A 16351-nucleotide genomic window follows, 5' to 3' on the forward strand; every position below is an offset into this window, starting at 1 on the left:
AAACCGAGACCCGTTCTCGGTCGCAGAACCTGCGCCGCCCACCCGCATTCGATAAGTCGCCAGATCTCCGTATGGCGAGGATAGCACCAATTTGGCGGAAGACACCTTAGCTTTGGGCGTAGGGGTGGCACCCAAAACACTTGAAACTATGGCGTACTCCCGATGAGGTACCGCGCTTTCAGCGGCTTCGCGTTCGCGACAAACTTCCTCCTCGATCACAAAGGTCTCCCAGGATCCTCGGATACGCGGCGCCATCTTCTGGCACGGTTCTGGTGTTATTGAACGACCGAAAAATTCCCGCCTTCAGCACTCTTCGATGGCGCTTGGCGGGTGCCGGTAGTTTGCTTCAGCATTCTCCCGTAAGCTAATCATACGGCCTCCCACAGCACTGTTATTGATTGGACCAGTGTCGCGACGCGAGTGGTAACGACTAGAGGCGCATATTCGACGGGAGCGTTTCACGATTGGAACGACGAGCAGGCACGAGTTGCCGCTCGCTCATCAGATTGATTGGTTGACGTGACGGTTCCGCCATTGACCGCAACAACTCCTGGGCGAATGGGCGGGTAAAGCCTGATCAGCTAGGCAACCTAGAGTGGCCAAGCACCATCTCTTTGTTCGGTCGTCCCCGTCGTGGTGCCGGACAGCCGTTTTGGCGTAGTTCACGTCAAAAAGCTGCCCGTCCGCAACCGGCCCAGCTCTAGACATTCAGTCCAAAACTGGCAGTCGATCACCATCCCAGTTCGCTTGCAACTATCTGAGAGGCGGACTGCTCACTCCCGATAGCGCGCTGCCCACTTGGGCCTCTCACCCTCAGCGAAGTCTTCTTCTATCGTCTCGGTTGAGCCTGACTCGTACAGGAACGCCAACAGCATATCTGGCGCGATGTTGTTCTGATCGGCGTACTCGAGCTCCGTAGCCAAACGACTGCGCGTCGTGCTTGACGGTATCTGGAAATAGCCATCGTCAGCTTCGGCCAGGCGCATAACCCACCACGAGCCTTTTCCCTTGCCTCGGTGGCGGCTCCAATATTGCTTGTCGCGCTGCTGAATGTGGTCTTCAAGCGCTTGAAGTTCGCCAGCCCTCTTGATGGCCCGGTAGTAGCGATAAAATTCGTCCTTAAGCTCGTTTAGCGGACGACGGCGCGGGTAGGGTGACGGGGGCCGTTTGCACGCTTCTCTATAGATGCGCTCGAAGCGCTTTCGCCAGCCCACAAAGTCAGTCAGCTTCGGCTTGGAGGGTTTCGACGCTTTGGCCATTCTGCGTTTACCTCCTCAGGTCTTTGCGACTTTCCGTACACGCACTGTCCCATTTTTCTGGGATTGTCATCAACTCATACCGCACAATCCCACGAAATTGGGATCGTGTGTTGTTTGTCGTGTGGGCTTCGAAAAGGCCATGAAAGTAGAACTGTAAAAACTCGTTTGCCTCGAATTTCATCGAGAGTGAATGGAGTAAATATAATGGAAAAGACCTTCTGTGGGGCTCAGAGTGAGCCGCAGATCACTCATCTTACCGAACATCAGCTTGCACAGCGTCTGAATGTTTCAGTCCGCACACTGCAGGGCTGGCGTATTCGTGGAGAGGGAGTTCCCTTTCTCAAGCTCGGTCGCTGCATTCGTTATCCGATTGCCGCTGTCGAGGGGTGGGAACGAGCGCACCTGTTTCTCAGCACGTCAGCGGTGGGCGCTTGTAGTATACATCAGATGTACGGTGATCCTGCAGAGGGGGCCGTACAATGAGCTCCCGTGTTAAGAGCCAAGTCGAGAAGGCCTTAAGGCGTCTTCTGAAAAGCCGGCCAACGCGCCAGAAGCCTGCCCGCTACAGGGAGGTGAAAAAGACCCGGCACGCGAGGGAGAAAATTACTGAGAGCTTCAGGCAATATGGAGTGAAACTTGAAGCTCGCGCTGATCAGTTGCCGCTTAACAGGAAAGATCGGCGTCGGCTTGAGGCCCTGTCAGGTACCCGACCGTACGGCGATCAGCTTCGCTGTTCAGACATCCCCGCCCGGGTGAAGTTCGCCAACCTGTTGGTAAGTGAAATCCGGGACCTAGAGGCTAACGATCCAGATCTGCAGTTCATGTTCGTCACGCTGCTGGCGGACGAGGGAATAATGTCGGACCGGCGCCCAGCCGTCTACCTGGACAGCCTTCTTGAAAAGGCGCGGCGGGCGATGATCAAGATGCAGGTGGACGGAATTACCGCGCTCGAAGTGTCACCCCTTATGAACTACCCGGGGGGAGGGGCGGGTCGCAGCCTCCTTCTGCATGTCCACATGCTTATCTGGTATAATCCCAAAATGCGGCTGGCACCGATGCCGAACATGGAGTTGGTCCCGCAACGTGGCATTCAAGCCTGGACATCTCGGTTTGGCGCCGATCCGATCGTGGTGACGCCGATCACGCCTGAATTAGGGACTGCAGCGTACTGGGCTGCCTACATGTTGAAGGCCCCGTATGAAGCCAAGAACCTAGTGCAGAAAAAGAAGGAGGAGTTCTACCAGTACAAGATGATGAAAACCATTAAAGGGTACCGGCCGGAACTTGCAATGCGGGTTCACGAGTTGTTGAGCCAACTGCCGCTGACGGCGCTGTGCATCGGCACGAAGGGTGGGGCGACCATACTGTCGCGATGCCGCAAGCAGGTAAAGCGATGGGCGAAAACTAGGGTGTATGACACGCCGACCCCCGTCGCCCCATTCAATGAACGGAAGTTTTGGGAGCGCACTCACCGCCAGCGGCGGAAGCGCTATCGGCCGTTTTACATCTTGGGACCGACCGTCGACTAACGATAGCGGGAACCTCAGGAACGGGCTCGTCGGAAGATCAATTATCCGACGAGCCCGTCATCTTCTGTTTGTGCTTCTATGTCGTTAATTCCGCTAGGCTTGCCCGTCGTCGGCCGCCGAAGCGCCCCTATCTGACTCCCGATCAGATTGGCGCCTTTCAAGGCCGGGTCGCTATCTAGATGGGCGTAACGCAGGGTAGTCTGTGCTTGAGTGTGTCCCAAGAGCCTGCCGACAACCGCCAGGGTTGCGCCGGCTCCGATTGCGACACTCGCTGCGGTATGCCGGAGATCGTGTATTCTCACCCCCTCTAGGCCTGCCTCACTGCAGACCTTAAGCCAAGGCTTACGCAAGTTGACGATCGGTGACCCTGTCGTCCTGCCCGCGAAGATCATATCGCCGCGGCCACTTTGCGCGTGCTGTTCCTGCAGTATCGCAAGTGCCTCGTCGTTAAGGTAGATAGGCTTAGCACCTGTCTTGCTGTCGGGCAGAGCAATGACCTTGCGGTCCCATTGAACCCAATCCCACCGGGCGATCCTCAGCTCCCCTGACCGCGCTCCCGTCAACAGCAGAAGTCGAACCAGGTTCGCGAGGTGGCCAGTGATTTCCGATCTAGACTCCAGAGCATCAAGAGCTTCAAAAAGGCGGCTGATCTCCGCAGCGGACAGGAAGCGCTGCCTCTGCCTTTCAGAGAACCGGGTAACGTGCTTGCAAGGATTCGTCCCTTGGTTCCGCCACCCCCATGCCTCAGCAAGGTTCAGTAGGCGAGACAGAAGAGCCAATGTGCGATTTGCTTGGTAAGGAGTAGCTCGCATCGCCTTGTGGAACTTATCCACCTCGGCGCGGCTGAGATCGCCTACTATGTGACTGGCAAAGGCAGGACCGATGGCATTAGCCCAAATTGAGCAGTAGTCCGCGCGCGTGCCAGGCTTCTTTAAGCCTAAGTGGTCGGCGGCGAATCGCTCCCAAAGGTCGATAAGCCGCGGTTCTGCACCCCGAGATCTTCGTTCCTGCTGAGGGTCCTCACCGCGCGCTACGGCTGCGGCTGCTTGCTTCGCGAGTTTCCGCGCTTGATCCACTGTTATCGCCCCGTGAGTACCGAGGCCGAGCCACCGCTGGCGCCCGCCTCTCCCTCCTGCGGTCCGATATTTCAGAACATACTTTCGGGTCCCGGAAGGTAAGACCTTTATAGCGAAACCTGGGATTTGATCGTCCCAACTCAACACCGGTGAACTGGCGGGCACGGACACCGCCTCGACGGAAGCTTTTGTAAGTCGCGGCACCCGATTGCTCCTATGTGCCAACCGGGTAGCACATCAGGCAGCAACCACATAGCGACCACCGGGAAAAGGATTGAGGCGCAACCGGTAGCACTCGAGCGTAGACAAGTTAGGCAAATATCGCCTTAGGTCAGGTGCTTAGAGTAGGTGAGGGTATTAGAGCGTGATCGCCAGCGCGCTCGCGACCAAAACTTTTAATCAGTAGGTCGCTGGTTCGAACCCAGCAGGGCTCACCACTCCCGCAGCCATTCACAGACGTGCGGCGCCTCGTCAGATTTGGTGGGGTGCGCGCGTGTGGCAGGCGGACGGCACGCCGTGGAGACATGCGCTACCCGTTCGGGATCAGGTTTCCTGCTCGGTCCGTGCGAGCAGGTCCATCAGGTTTCGCGCGGCGTCCCGATCCTCCTCCAGCTTGAACGCTATGTCGAGATCCGGCGCTTCGCCCAGCAGATACAGCAGCGACCATAGCGCGAAGCGGCGCGACCGGTCGGCGGACAGGCCGAAATCGACGCGCAGGCGATCCAGCCCCGCTTCCCGCATCGCGAGCGACGCGTGCGCCAGATCGGTGGTGCCGAAGTAATGGTCGAGCAAATGATCGAGGTCCATGACCCGGGCTTAGCGCCGCTCGCGCCCAAGGCGAAGCATTACGCAGCCTGGGTTGGACATCGCGCCGCGCCACCCCACTTGGCGCAGCGGGTCCGAGGCGGTGGACCCGCGCCAGCGGGAGTTACGCGAATTGAAGATCGTCAATGGTGCCAGCCTCGCGCCGCGTTCAGGGGGCGCACCCCGGCAGATCGTGCTGCTGCTCCATGGCTATGGCTCGAGCGGCAGAGACATGATCTCGTTCGCGCCGCACTGGCAGGATGCATTGCCGGACGCGCTGTTTCTGGCGCCGCACGCCCCGCAGCGGTGCGGGTTCATGGCGTCAGGGTACCAGTGGTGGGGCTTAACCGGCTTCCACCCGCAGGCGCTTGCCGCAGGTGCCTCGTCCGCCGCGCCCGCGATCGACGCGTTCCTCGATCGCAAGCTGGCGCAGTATGATCTGACCGAACGGGACCTGGCGCTGGTCGGGTTCAGCCAGGGCACGATGATGGCGCTGCACGTGGGTTTGCGGCGACCCCGGCCGGTGGCGGCGATCGTCGGCTATTCCGGCATGCTGACCGGAGCCGGCGAGTTGCACCGTCTTCCGGAGGCCAAGCCGCCGGTCTTGCTGGTTCACGGCTCGGCCGATCCGGTGGTGCCGGTCGCCGCGCTCCACCTGGCGGAGAGCGAGCTCAGGCGCGCAGGGGTCGAGGTGACCACGCACGTATCCATGGGGCTGGGGCACAGCGTCGATCCACACGGGATCAGGCTGGGGCACGATTTCGTGGCCGAGGCGCTGCAAGGCCCGCGGTGAGCTGCACGGCGGACGCAGCGCCGCGGGAGGCGCGTCAGGGCGTTTCAGCGGCATAGGCGCAGCAGAACACGTCCACCGCGCCGGCGATCCGCGCCTGGATGCGAACCGGATCGCTGGGATGGCCGAACCGCCGTTCCAGATCCCCCATCCCCTTGCACATGCTGACGAACTGCTCCGCTGCGAGGTCAGGGTCGTCCGCCTGCATCGTGCCGGCATCGCACATCTGGCGGATGAACCGGGCGAACGCCTGTTTCATCCGGTGCGGACCCGCCGCCAGGAACACCGCGCCCAGTTCAGGTTCCTTTTCGGTCTCCGCAGCGATGCGGCGCTCGAACTGGACCATCTCGGGGCGCGACAGGAACGCGACCATCCCGGTGCCGATCGCGGTCAAATGCTCGCGCAAGGACCTGCGGCCGATATCGTCGATCGAGAATTGGGTCCTGAGGCGGCTGCACTCCTCCTCGACCGCAGCGGTGAACAATGCGCGCTTGTCGCCGAAGTGATTGTACACGGTGACCTTGGACACATTCGCGTCGGCCGCGATCTGCTCGATCGACGCTCCGCCAAACCCGTGTTCGAAAAACGCCGCGCTGGCGGCGGCGAGGATCGCCTCGCGTTTCGCCGGATCGGCCGGCCGACCCTTGGTAGAGCCATGATCGTTTGACATCCTGAACGGTCCAGTTCAATTAAACGCAGGCGTTCAGTAATGGGCCTGCGCATGGAGGGAGGCAAGACGGCATGATCTGGATTGCCATCCGCATGCTGACCGGCGACGCGCAGAAGTTCTACGGCCTGGTGTTCGGCATCGCGTTCTCGACCCTGCTCATCACCCAGCAGCTGACAATCTTCGTCAACCTGATCGAACGCGGATCGAGCGGGGTGTACAACGTCTCCAGCGCCGATGTGTGGGTGATGGACGAGGTCAGCCGCACCACCGATGTCAATTATCCGATGCCATCGACCGCGCTCGACAAGGTGCGCAGCGTGCCGGGCGTCGAATGGGCGGTGCCGCACCTGCGCGCATCGGCTTCGGTGCGCTCGGGCGATGGCGACCTGGAAGGGGTGGCGATCATCGGGGTGGACGACGCGACCCTGATCGGCCTGCCGCGCTCGATGGTCATGGGCAGCGCAGAGGTTCTCTCGCAGCCCGACAGCGTGATTATCGACGATGTCGGCGTGACCCGGCTGTTCGAGGACGGCAGCAGCCCGATCGGCCAGCGGCTGGAGCTGAACGATCAGCGGGCGGTGATCCGCGGCGTGGCGGATGCGCTCCCCAGCTTCACCAGCCAGGTGACGTTGTACACCAAGTACACACAGGCCCTTCGCTACGTGCCGGGAACGCGCAACCGGCTGTCGTTCGTGCTGGTCGGGGCGGCGGACGGCGTTTCCGCAGGCACCCTGGCGCAGCGCATTCACGAGGATACGGGACTGCGGGCGCGGACGCGCGACGAGCTGGCCCGGGACGGCATCCAGTTCATCATCGACAACACCGGCATCCCGCTGAACTTCGGGATCACAGTGGCGCTGGGGTTCATCGTCGGCGTGGCGATCGTCGGGCTGACCTTCAGCCTGTTCATCCGCGACAACATCAAACAATTCGGTGCGCTCAAGGCGATCGGCGTGACCAACGGCAAGATCAGGCGGATGGTCGCCGCGCAAGCCGGCCTGGTCGGCCTGATCGGTTATGGCCTCGGCGTTCTGGGGACGGTCGCCTTCATCTGGAGCTTCTCCAGCAATCCCACCTTCAAGGGGTTCTACATCCCGTGGCAGATTCCGCTGATCAGCCTGGCGGCGGTCGCGCTGATCCTGGCGCTGACGGGGTGGCTGGCGTTGCGCAACGTCCTGCGCACCGAACCCGCTTCGGTGTTCCGCTGATGGATGCGCCGATGGACACCGGCCCGATCGGCGGCAGCGCCCCCGGGGAAGCGGCGATCAGCACCCGCGGCGTCACGCGCGACTTTAAGGCGGGGCAGCAGACGATCACCGTGCTCCACGGCATCGACCTTGATGTCCGGGCGGGAGAGTTGACCTACCTTGTCGGTGAAAGCGGTTCAGGCAAGACCACCCTGATCTCGATCATGTGCGGCATCCTGTGGCCGACGCTGGGCGAGGTGAAGGTGTTCGGGACCGACATCTATGGGCTGAGCGACACGGCGCTGGTCGAGTTCCGGCTGAACAACATCGGCTTCATTTTCCAGCAGTACAACCTGATCCCCTCGATCGACGCCGCCAGCAACGCGGCCGTGCCGCTGATCGCGCAGGGGATGGGGCGGAGCGAGGCTCGCGCCCGGGCGGTCGCGATGATGGACAAGCTCAACATCGGCGACCAGGCGGCCAAGTTGCCGAGCCAGCTGTCGGGCGGCCAGCAGCAGCGCGTCGCGATCGCGCGGGCGCTGGTCCATCAGCCGCGCCTGGTGGTGTGCGACGAGCCAACCGCCGCGCTCGACGCGGCATCGGGTCGCCTGGTCATGGACCTGCTACGCGAGGTGGCGGTGGCGCCGGACCGCGCGTGCATCATCGTGACGCACGACAATCGCATTTTCGATCTCGCTGACCGGATCCTCGTGCTGGAGGACGGCCGCGTCACCCACGACGGCAAGGACATGCCCGAAGGACACTGACATGACGATCGAGTGGAAGAACCTCAATTTCTCACGCCAAGTCCTGCCGGCGATAGCGGTAGCCGGATTGCTGGTGGCGGCGCTGTTCATCGCTGGCGGACTGCCTGACCGCCAGCTTTCCGAGCCTGCCCGCGAACCCGCACGCGCACCTGCCGCGCTCGCCAGCCAGCCCCGGGTCGCCGGGTCGGGGGTGGTCGAACCGTCGAGCGAGCTGATCCAGATCGGCTCGGCGCTGTCGGGCTTGGTGACGCGGCTGGCGGTGCAACCGGGCGACCAGGTGGCGCGCGGACAAGTGCTGTTCACCGTCGACGACCGCGCGGTGCGCGCCCAGCTGCGCGAGGCGGAGGCCGCCATCGCTGCGGCGCGGGCCGGGATCGCCGAAGCGCAAAGCGCGTCGGTGACCGCACGGCGCCAGTTGGCGCTGTTCCGCAGCGTGTCCGATCCGGCCGCGGTCAGCCGGGTCGAGGTCATCCGTGCCGAGGGAGAGGCCGCGGCGGCGGGCGAACGCGTCGCGCTCGCGCGGGCGCAGCTCCAATCGGCGGAAGCGCGCGCCAACTCCGCCCGCACCGAGATCGGGCGGCTGACCGTCCGCGCGCCGCGCGCCGGCGAGATCCTGTCGGTCAACATCCGCGAAGGTGAATACGTCAGCACGACAGGCGCAGGCGGCAACGCGCAACCGTTCATCGAGATGGGCCAGACGCAGCCGCTCCACGTGCGGATCGACATCGACGAAGAGCAGGCGCCCAACGTCGCGCTGGGCGCCTCCGCCACCGTCTCGCCGCGCGGGGCGGCGGACCGGCAGGTGCAGGCGACCTTCGTTCGCGCCGAACCGCTGGTGGTGCCCAAGCGCTCGCTCACCAACAGCGCCGCCGAACGGGTCGACGTGCGGGTCCTGCAAGTGATCTACCAGCTACCCCCGGCGGACGGACTGTTCCGCGTGGGGCAGCAGGTCGATGCGTACATTCCCGCTCGCAAGGCCGCGGCCCGCAAGACCGCCCCCGGCCAGACCGCGAAAGCGACCACGTGATGGCGCGCATGCTTCTGGCCGCGGCCAGCGCCGTGTCCTTGTCGGCCTGCGCCGCGGGACCGCCGCCCGAGATCGCCACGCCGGTGCCGGAACTGCCCGAAACGTATGCTTACGCGCCCGAAGCGACGGTCGGCGCGGAGCTGGCGGCCTTGCTGCCGCGCGACGACGCGGCGTTCCAGCTGCTGACGGCCCAGGCGCTCGCCGCATCGCCCACCCTGGCCGAGGCCGCCGCCCGGATCGAGCAGGCGCGCGCCGGTGCCGACCGCGCCGGGGCGCAGCGCCTTCCCGAAATCGGGATCAACGGGGGCGTGACCGGCACCCGCTCCAATCCGGCGCAATTTTCCGCGAACCTGCCGCCAGGGATCCAGGCTGACAGCGAGCGGGTCGCTTACGCGGCGAACCTCACCGCCCGCTGGGACCCCGATATCTTCGGCGGACTGCGCGCGCGGGAGCGCGCGGCGCTGTCGCGAATCGACGCGGCGACCGCTTCGGCCCGCGCGGTGCGCATCGCGCTCGTGTCCGAAATCGCCGGCGCCGTGATCGACTGGCGGACGCTGGCTGCGCGCGAAGCGGAATTGCGCGCCGACCTTGCCTCCGCCGAAGAGCTGGCGCGGCTTGCCGTGGTGCGCGAACGGGCGGGGATCGCGCCCGGTTTCGACCGGGTGCGGGCCGAAGGTTCGGCGGCGTCCTCGCGCAGCCGTCTCACCGCGCTCGACAGCGATCGCGCGCGGCTGCTGGGCCGCCTGGTGACGCTGACCGCGCAGGGCGCCGGCGATGTGCGGGCGTCGCTGAACCGTGAAGCGAGCGCGGCGGCGCTGCCGCCACCGCCGCCGGCGCTGCCGTCCGCGCTACTCACCAACCGGCCGGACATCGTGGCGGCTGCCGCGACCCTCGCCGCCGCTGACGCGGAGCTCGCGGCGACGGCCCGGCGGCGGTTTCCAGTGTTCGACCTGTCGGCCGCCGTCGGCCTGCTCGCGTTCGGGCTGGGGGATCTGCTCGAAACCAATTCGGTGATCGGAAATCTGGCCGCATCGGTCGCCGCGCCGCTGCTGGACTTCGGCCGGATTCGGGCGGAAATCGAGGGGGCTGCAGCCGAGAAAACAGCGTCGTTCGAGGCCTATCGCGGGGCGGTGTTCACCGCCCTTGGCGATGCGGAGGGTGCCTATGCGCTGGTCGCATCGGCCGACCGGGAGGCCGCCGCCGCCACCCAGGAAGCGGCCAGCCTGCAGCGCGCGGCCCAACTGGCGGGCTTTCGCCAACAGGCGGGACTGGCCGATTTCCTGACGGTGCTCGAAGCCCGGCGAGCGGCCGACAGCAGCGGCGAGCGGGCAGCCGCGGCCGCCGGGCGGGCGCGCCGGGCCCGGGTCCTGCTGTGGCAGGCATTGGGCGGCGAGTGACCCGGGACGGGAGGATGGTTGGGATTCGCGCGCCGCGCTGCTAGGCGCCGCGCATCATGATCAGCATCAACAACCTCACGGTGCGGCTGGGCGGCCGCACGATCCTCGATGGCGCGAGCGCGACAATCCCGGCTGACGGCCGCATCGGACTGATCGGGCGGAACGGCGCTGGCAAGTCCACCTTGTTGAAGGCGATCATCGGCGAAATCGATCCGGACGACGGCGAGATCGAGATGCCACGGCGCGCGCGGCTCGGCTACATCGCGCAGGAAGCGCCCAGCGGTCAGACGACTCCGTTCGAGGCGGTGCTGGCGGCCGACCTTGAGCGCACGCGGTTGCTGGCCGAAGCGGAGAGCTGCGAGGATCCCAACCGTCTAGGCGACATTCACGACCGTCTGCTGGCGATCGACGCTTATTCTGCGCCGGCGCGCGCGGCGATCATCCTGACCGGGCTGGGGTTCGACGAAGAGATGCAGGCGCAGCCGCTCGACAGCTATTCGGGCGGATGGAAGATGCGGGTGGCGCTGGGCGCGCTGCTGTTTTCCGCGCCCGACGTGCTGCTGCTGGACGAACCGTCCAACCACCTCGATCTGGAAGCCACCCTGTGGCTGGAAAGCTTCCTGAAAAGCTATCCCGGCATGCTGATCATGATCAGCCACGAACGGGACCTGCTGAACAACGTGGTCACCGCGATCCTGCATCTGCAGGGCGGCAAGCTGACCCTGTACGCCGGCGGGTATGACGCGTTCGAGGCGCAGCGGGCGGAACGGGCGGCGCAGCTTGCCGCGGCCAAAGCGGCGCAGGATGCGCAGCGGGCCAAGCTGCAGGACTATGTCGCGCGCAACAGCGCCCGCGCCTCAACCGCCAAGCAGGCGCAGTCGCGGGCCAAGATGCTCGCGAGGATGCAGCCGATCGCGGCGCTGATGGAGGATCCCAGCCTCAGCTTCGACTTCCCCAGCCCGGAGGAGATGCGGCCGCCCCTCATCGTGCTCGACCACGCGGCGGTGGGCTATGGCGGGACGCCCGTGCTCAGCCGGGTGAACCTGCGCCTCGATCCCACCGACCGGCTGGCTCTGCTGGGCCGCAACGGCAACGGCAAGACCACCCTGGCGCGGCTGCTCGCCGCCCAGCTCCCCACGCTCGATGGGGCGATGCAGGCCTCGGGCAAGATGAAGGTCGGCTACTTCACGCAGTACCAGGTCGAGGAACTGGCATCGGACGCCACGCCGCTGGAGCACATGACGCGCGCGATGGAGGGGAAAACCCCCTGGGCGGTGCGCGCGCAGCTTGGCCGGTTCGGTTTTTCCGCACCGAAAGCCACCACGCAGGTCGCCAAGCTGTCGGGCGGGGAGCGCGCGCGGCTCGCGCTGGCGCTGATCACCCGCGACGCGCCGCATCTGTTGATCCTCGACGAGCCGACCAACCACCTCGACGTCGATGCGCGCGAGGCGCTGGTGCAGGCGCTCAACGATTACGAAGGCGCGGTCATCCTTATCAGCCACGACCGGCACATGGTGGAGCTCACCGCAGACCGGCTGGTGCTGGTCGATGGCGGCACCGCGACCGATTATGACGGCAGCATCGAGGATTACATCGACTTCGTGCTCGGTCGGAACCAGCCGAAGGAGAAGCGGGCCGGGCGCGGGAAGAAGGATCGCCGTTCCAGCGCCAAGGAACGCGAGGACGCCCGTCTTGCGCGCGGCGCCATCGGCGAGATCGAAAAACGGATCGCCGGCCTGCAGGGCGAAATCGCCCGCCTGGACGAAGCACTGATCGGCGGCTCAGCCGCGTCGCCGGGCGACCTGGCGCGGCGCCGGGCGAGCCTGGAAAAGGATCTCGCCGCTGCCGAGAGCGACTGGTTGAGCGCCAGCGAAAGCCTGGAACAGCGCGTGGCATGACGCGGGCCGCCGCACGGGCCGACGAACGGCGCCAGAGGAGCGGATGCGAACCAGGCTGAGTGTCTGCCGCCGGAAGGCTTCGTTCGAGTCGGTCGACGAGGCTGTCGCCGCGATCGCGCGATCAGGTCTGGAGCTGCGGCACTATCGCTGCGACCGGTGCCGACGGGTACACCTGACCAGCCGCACCAAGGGGAAGCGAATACCCCGCCCCGGCACGTAGATCGTCGAATTCGCCGCGCTGCCGATCGCAGCTTCCGCCCCCGTCAGGCGACGACCGGCTTTTCCGCAGCCCGGATCACATCGGCAATCTGGCTCATGTCAGTCGTCAACCGGTGCCGCAGGTCGGCCGCCGACAGTTTGGCGAACTCGACGATCAGGGGCATCGACAGACTGAGCCGGAGCGTCCCGCCCCAGTTCCCGTCGCTCTGCCGCACGCATTTCACCGGCTGCCCCAGCCGCAACCCGCGCGCGGCCAGCACCCGGTGCCAGCGCTGGGCCATCGCAAAGTCCGGAGCCGAACGAAGCGATGACAGATCGAGCGTCGCGAGCGTCGCGTGGTGCAGTTCGGCGGTCGCGAGCGAGGGCGACACCAGCGATGCCCCCAGCGATTCCGCCAGCCCGCGCACCGCCGACCCGAAGGCGGAGATCACCTGATGGCGCAGATCAGGGGCGACCGCCGCGAAGCGCTCCACTTCGAACTGTGCCGCGAGCAGCCGCAACGGCAGTCCGGGATTGGTTCGTTCGTCGAGGAACGCGGCGGCGGTCCAACTCGCGGGCAGTTCGCTGCGGGCGAACACCCGGCTCAGACCAGTGGCCAGAGGCGCGGCCGGCGCCCATGCGGCAGGGAAAAAAGCGAAGCCTGAGAACGGCGGCCCGCCGATGAACTTGGACCCCGTGACCATCACCGCGCAGTCCCGTTCGAGATAGTGCGCCAGCATTTCGGGCGACGAGCGCGCCTGGCATGCGTCGACCACGAAGCGCGCGCGCTCGCCGAGCCGCTGCCGCAAGCCGTCGATCGCCGCGAGGTCGGGCAGGACCAGCCCGGTTTTCGACCCGTGAACCACGTGGATCAGCACCTGCCGCCCATCGGCGATGGCCTGCCGCGCGGCGTGTTCGATCAGGGCCGAGAGTTCGGCGCTGGTCAGCGCGGTGCCTGCGTCGTCGCGGATGGGAACGGCCACGACCGTCGTCGCCCCGAGTTGCGCCAGCGCCTCTCCTTTGGCCACCGCGATCCCGAGCGGGGTCTTGTCAGCGAAGTGGCGGCCGCTCGCGGCCAGCAGGCAACCGCTGCCGACCTCGTCCTGACCGACCAGGATGTTGGTGACCGGCAAGGCGCTGTTGGCAGCCGCCGCCGCCAGCGGCAGGTATTCGAGATCAGTGCCCGACGCGGCGAACGCGATCTCCACCTCGTCGGCCAGCATCCACGACTGGCGAATGCGGGTGCGCAGCTGTTCCAGGGAGGCGCGGTAGAAGTCCGGGCTGTGCGCAAAGTCCTGCGGCCAGCCTGACAGGACATCGTGCAAGTGCTCGAACGCCGCCAGCGACACGTCGTTCGCGGTGGACGAGGCATAGGCCCGCACCGATCGCGGGAAGGGGGAGGCGCCGTACTGGTTCGTATTCGCGCCGCTGCGCAGCTCGATCCGGCCATCCCCGCCGGACGCCAGCAACGCGGCGACGAACCTTGCTTCCACCATTCTCTTCACCTGCCGGTCGTCCGCGACTAGTGGAGCGCCTTCTGTTCGGCGCCCCGCCCGCCTACATAGCGGCGCAGCACACAAGAGAAAGACTACTTTGATGCACCCCAACCTGGCCTTTGCCGAACCGCGGCGCGCCCGCTTGCCCGAAACCGCGCGGGAGCGGCTGCGGATCCTCCTCATCGCCAAGCACGTGTTCTGGCAGAGCGGGCTGCACCACGAAGATGGCAATCACGCGGCCTACCACCGCGAGATGCGCGAAGTTCTGGAGGGGCTGGGGATCAACCTGCAACTGGCCGACAGCTACGAGGCGCTGTTCGCCGATCCGGGCTGCGATTTCATCTTTCCGCTGCTCAATCGCGGGGGCTTTCTGAATTCCGAGATGCTGCTGCCGCTGCTCGCGACACGCCTGGGGGTGCCATACCTGGGGGCGACCCCGATCCTGCGCGGCCTGAGCGACGACAAGCATCTGGCAAAGCTGGAGGCGCAGTCGAAAGGCGTGCCGACCGCCCCGTGGGCGATCTTCCGCCGCGGCGCCCCGGCGGACGCTGCCACGCTGCCCGCAGGCGACCGGCTGGTGATCAAGCCCAATGCGTCTTCCGCCAGCTGGGGGGTGCGCGATGCGTCCGATACGGCGTCGGCGGTGAAGGCGATCGAGGAGATCCACGACGACGGCCACGACGCCATCGTCGAGCCGTTCCTGGACGGAAGCGATGTCGAAGTCCCGGTGATCATCAGCGGCGGTCAGCCCGCGATCATGCCGATGATGCTGTTCGAACAGGCCGACCCGGCGCACCTGCGCACCTATCAGGAAAAGCGCGACCTGGTGGAACGCGAGCAGAAATACAGTCTTGTGCCGCTGGCGGATTCGGCCGACCCTGCCGTGATTGACCTGATCGCGCGGCATACCCGCGCGCTGGCGACAACCTACCATCCGTTCGATTACGGCCGGTTCGAATTCCGGTACGATGCGAGCAGCGGTGTCGTTCACTTCCTCGAGGTCAACCTCAACTGCAACCTGTGGTCGCAGAAGGTGTTCGGCCGATCCGCCGCGCTGCTTGGCTGGTCGCAAAGCGAGCTGATCGAGACGATCCTGACCGAAAGCCTCGACCGGCACGGCCTGCTCGGGTCCGGCACACGGCTCGCGGCATGAGCGGTCCTGCGGCGCGAGCGGTCGTCCTGGCCGGGCAGCGCGCGGGCACGGTCAATGCCCTGGCGCAAAGGTTCGGCCTGTCGCACAAGGCGCTGATCCCCGTGCGGGGCGAGCCGCTGATCACCTATGTCGCGCGGACGCTGGCGGATCATGAGCGGATTTCCGAGATCGTCATCTCGGCCGAGCCGGAGGCATTCGATCCGATTACCGAGGTGCTGCGGCGCGCCTCGATCAGCACGGCCAAGGTCAGCTTCACGCCGGCCGCGGGAACTTTGCCAGACAGTGTGTTCGCGGCGGTCGGGAAGCATGCCGGGCCGATCCTGATCACCACCGCCGATCATGCGTTGCTGACGGCAGCATCGGTCGATGCGATGCTCGACGCGGTCACCGGATCGGACGTCGCCATCGGCATGGCGAACAAGGCGTCGGTGCTGGCTGCCCACGCCGAAGGGCAGCGGCGGTTCTATCGCTTCCGAGACGATGAATATTCCAACTGCAACCTGTACGCGATGGCCGACCGGTCGTCGCTCGCCGCGGCCGAGGTGTTCCGCGGCGGCGGCCAGTTCGCCAAGAACGTCGGCCGGATCGTGGAGGCGTTCGGACTGCTCAACCTCGTCCTGATGCGGCTCTCGGTCCTTAGCCTGGCGGCTGCGATGCGGCGGATTTCACGCCGGATCGGCCGCACCGTGACCCCGGTGATCATCCGTGACGGATCGCAGGCGATCGACGTCGATAACGACCGGACGCTGGGCTGCGTGGAGGACATTCTGGCGCGGCGCGCCGGTCCGTCAGCTGTCTGACCGCCGCTGCGGAGAGGCGTCAGTCACCGCAGCGGCGAGCGCGGCGCAGGCATCTAGCCCGCGCCGTCTCGATCAGCGCATCGAGGCCCGGCTCATGAACCGGAGACCGGCCCGCGTTGATCGCATCCACCTTCGCCTGCGACACGTCGATCCCGATGACGTGATGGCCCTGGCTCGCGATGCAGCCAGCGGCCGTGCAGCCCACGTAGTCGAGGCCGAAGATAACCACTCGCAAAGGCTGTTCCCGTCCATTCCGGAGCAATTCGAACGGGGTAGTGCGCCCTTCGCGGCGAAGCAACA

Annotated in this window: 16 protein-coding genes; 10 read left to right on the plus strand and 6 right to left on the minus strand. The window is 65.6% G+C overall.

From position 1 onward, the window contains the following. Positions 1–773 precede the first annotated feature (773 nt). On the minus strand, positions 774–1259 hold the full coding sequence (locus E0504_RS02080; RefSeq protein WP_131621412.1) for a hypothetical protein: 486 nt from the start codon (positions 1257–1259) through the stop codon (positions 774–776). A 204-nt stretch (positions 1260–1463) separates the two neighbouring features. On the opposite strand from E0504_RS02080, the gene E0504_RS54000 reads away from it, so the two are divergent. Together E0504_RS54000 and E0504_RS02090 are read left to right on the plus strand one after the other, a co-directional pair. Then, the gene (locus tag E0504_RS54000) at positions 1464–1742 is read left to right on the plus strand and encodes a helix-turn-helix transcriptional regulator (protein WP_373693854.1); all 279 of its coding nucleotides are present in this window, start codon (positions 1464–1466) and stop codon (positions 1740–1742) included. Positions 1743–1888: 146 nt separating this feature from the next. Then, complete coding sequence (locus E0504_RS02090) at positions 1889–2788, plus strand: hypothetical protein (RefSeq protein WP_131621414.1); 900 nt, start codon at positions 1889–1891, stop codon at positions 2786–2788. A 41-nt stretch (positions 2789–2829) separates the two neighbouring features. On the opposite strand, the gene E0504_RS54005 is transcribed toward E0504_RS02090, so the two are convergent. Together E0504_RS54005 and E0504_RS02100 are read right to left on the minus strand one after the other, a co-directional pair. Further along, the gene (locus tag E0504_RS54005; RefSeq protein ID WP_207912088.1) at positions 2830–4068 is read right to left on the minus strand and encodes a site-specific integrase; all 1239 of its coding nucleotides are present in this window, start codon (positions 4066–4068) and stop codon (positions 2830–2832) included. A 339-nt stretch (positions 4069–4407) separates the two neighbouring features. Further along, positions 4408–4671 carry a hypothetical protein gene (locus tag E0504_RS02100; RefSeq protein WP_131621418.1) on the minus strand — a complete coding sequence of 88 codons (264 nt, stop codon included), beginning with the start codon at positions 4669–4671 and terminating at the stop codon, positions 4408–4410. A gap of 52 nt (positions 4672–4723) precedes the next feature. Between E0504_RS02100 and E0504_RS02105 the strand changes: the two genes are divergently transcribed. Next, positions 4724–5461 carry an alpha/beta hydrolase gene (locus E0504_RS02105; RefSeq protein ID WP_207912089.1) on the plus strand — a complete coding sequence of 246 codons (738 nt, stop codon included), beginning with the start codon at positions 4724–4726 and terminating at the stop codon, positions 5459–5461. 34 nt (positions 5462–5495) lie between these two features. Here the strand turns inward: E0504_RS02105 and E0504_RS02110 are convergent, their stop codons facing one another. Next, positions 5496–6128, minus strand: coding sequence for a TetR/AcrR family transcriptional regulator (locus tag E0504_RS02110; RefSeq protein ID WP_131621420.1), 633 nt, complete (start codon positions 6126–6128; stop codon positions 5496–5498). 92 nt (positions 6129–6220) lie between these two features. On the opposite strand from E0504_RS02110, the gene E0504_RS02115 reads away from it, so the two are divergent. The 5 genes from E0504_RS02115 to E0504_RS02135 are packed head-to-tail and all read left to right on the plus strand — an operon-like array spanning position 6221 to position 12404. Further along, complete coding sequence (locus E0504_RS02115) at positions 6221–7336, plus strand: ABC transporter permease (protein ID WP_207912090.1); 1116 nt, start codon at positions 6221–6223, stop codon at positions 7334–7336. Positions 7337–7347: 11 nt separating this feature from the next. Next, positions 7348–8082, plus strand: coding sequence for an ABC transporter ATP-binding protein (locus E0504_RS02120; RefSeq protein ID WP_131621424.1), 735 nt, complete (start codon positions 7348–7350; stop codon positions 8080–8082). 1 nt (position 8083) lies between these two features. After that, positions 8084–9109, plus strand: a complete 1026-nt coding sequence (locus E0504_RS02125) for an efflux RND transporter periplasmic adaptor subunit (RefSeq protein WP_131621426.1) — start codon at positions 8084–8086, stop codon at positions 9107–9109. A gap of 8 nt (positions 9110–9117) precedes the next feature. Beyond that, positions 9118–10506 carry an efflux transporter outer membrane subunit gene (locus E0504_RS02130; protein WP_207912091.1) on the plus strand — a complete coding sequence of 463 codons (1389 nt, stop codon included), beginning with the start codon at positions 9118–9120 and terminating at the stop codon, positions 10504–10506. A 56-nt stretch (positions 10507–10562) separates the two neighbouring features. Further along, positions 10563–12404, plus strand: coding sequence for an ATP-binding cassette domain-containing protein (locus E0504_RS02135; RefSeq protein ID WP_131621428.1), 1842 nt, complete (start codon positions 10563–10565; stop codon positions 12402–12404). Between the two features lie 263 nt (positions 12405–12667). Here E0504_RS02135 and E0504_RS02140 read toward each other — a convergent pair whose 3' ends face one another. Then, entirely contained in the window at positions 12668–14098 is a 1431-nt protein-coding gene (locus E0504_RS02140) for a hypothetical protein (protein WP_131621430.1), read from the minus strand. Between the two features lie 100 nt (positions 14099–14198). Between E0504_RS02140 and E0504_RS02145 the strand changes: the two genes are divergently transcribed. Both E0504_RS02145 and E0504_RS02150 read left to right on the plus strand, forming a co-directional pair. After that, on the plus strand, positions 14199–15251 hold the full coding sequence (locus E0504_RS02145; RefSeq protein ID WP_131621432.1) for a phosphoribosylglycinamide synthetase: 1053 nt from the start codon (positions 14199–14201) through the stop codon (positions 15249–15251). Further along, entirely contained in the window at positions 15248–16051 is an 804-nt protein-coding gene (locus E0504_RS02150) for a nucleotidyltransferase family protein (RefSeq protein WP_131621434.1), read from the plus strand. Before E0504_RS02145 ends, E0504_RS02150 begins: the two co-directional genes overlap by 4 nt. A 19-nt stretch (positions 16052–16070) precedes the next feature. Here the strand turns inward: E0504_RS02150 and E0504_RS02155 are convergent, their stop codons facing one another. Further along, positions 16071–16280 (minus strand): hypothetical protein, encoded by a 210-nt coding sequence (locus tag E0504_RS02155; RefSeq protein WP_306769206.1) that lies wholly within the window; start codon positions 16278–16280, stop codon positions 16071–16073. Between the last annotated feature and the right edge of the window lie 71 nt (positions 16281–16351).

The organism is Parafrankia sp. BMG5.11 (genome assembly GCF_004337455.1).

Coding starts and splice junctions, on each gene's coding strand:
- E0504_RS02135 (WP_131621428.1), top strand. CDS start 10,563: ATGATCAGCATCAACAACCTCACGGTGCGGCTGGGCGGCCGCACGATC.
- E0504_RS02100 (WP_131621418.1), bottom strand. CDS start 4,671: ATGGACCTCGATCATTTGCTCGACCATTACTTCGGCACCACCGATCTG.
- E0504_RS02110 (WP_131621420.1), bottom strand. CDS start 6,128: ATGTCAAACGATCATGGCTCTACCAAGGGTCGGCCGGCCGATCCGGCG.
- E0504_RS02130 (WP_207912091.1), top strand. CDS start 9,118: ATGCTTCTGGCCGCGGCCAGCGCCGTGTCCTTGTCGGCCTGCGCCGCG.
- E0504_RS02140 (WP_131621430.1), bottom strand. CDS start 14,098: ATGGTGGAAGCAAGGTTCGTCGCCGCGTTGCTGGCGTCCGGCGGGGAT.
- E0504_RS02145 (WP_131621432.1), top strand. CDS start 14,199: ATGCACCCCAACCTGGCCTTTGCCGAACCGCGGCGCGCCCGCTTGCCC.
- E0504_RS02125 (WP_131621426.1), top strand. CDS start 8,084: ATGACGATCGAGTGGAAGAACCTCAATTTCTCACGCCAAGTCCTGCCG.
- E0504_RS02120 (WP_131621424.1), top strand. CDS start 7,348: ATGGACACCGGCCCGATCGGCGGCAGCGCCCCCGGGGAAGCGGCGATC.
- E0504_RS54000 (WP_373693854.1), top strand. CDS start 1,464: ATGGAAAAGACCTTCTGTGGGGCTCAGAGTGAGCCGCAGATCACTCAT.
- E0504_RS02150 (WP_131621434.1), top strand. CDS start 15,248: ATGAGCGGTCCTGCGGCGCGAGCGGTCGTCCTGGCCGGGCAGCGCGCG.
- E0504_RS02080 (WP_131621412.1), bottom strand. CDS start 1,259: ATGGCCAAAGCGTCGAAACCCTCCAAGCCGAAGCTGACTGACTTTGTG.
- E0504_RS02115 (WP_207912090.1), top strand. CDS start 6,221: ATGCTGACCGGCGACGCGCAGAAGTTCTACGGCCTGGTGTTCGGCATC.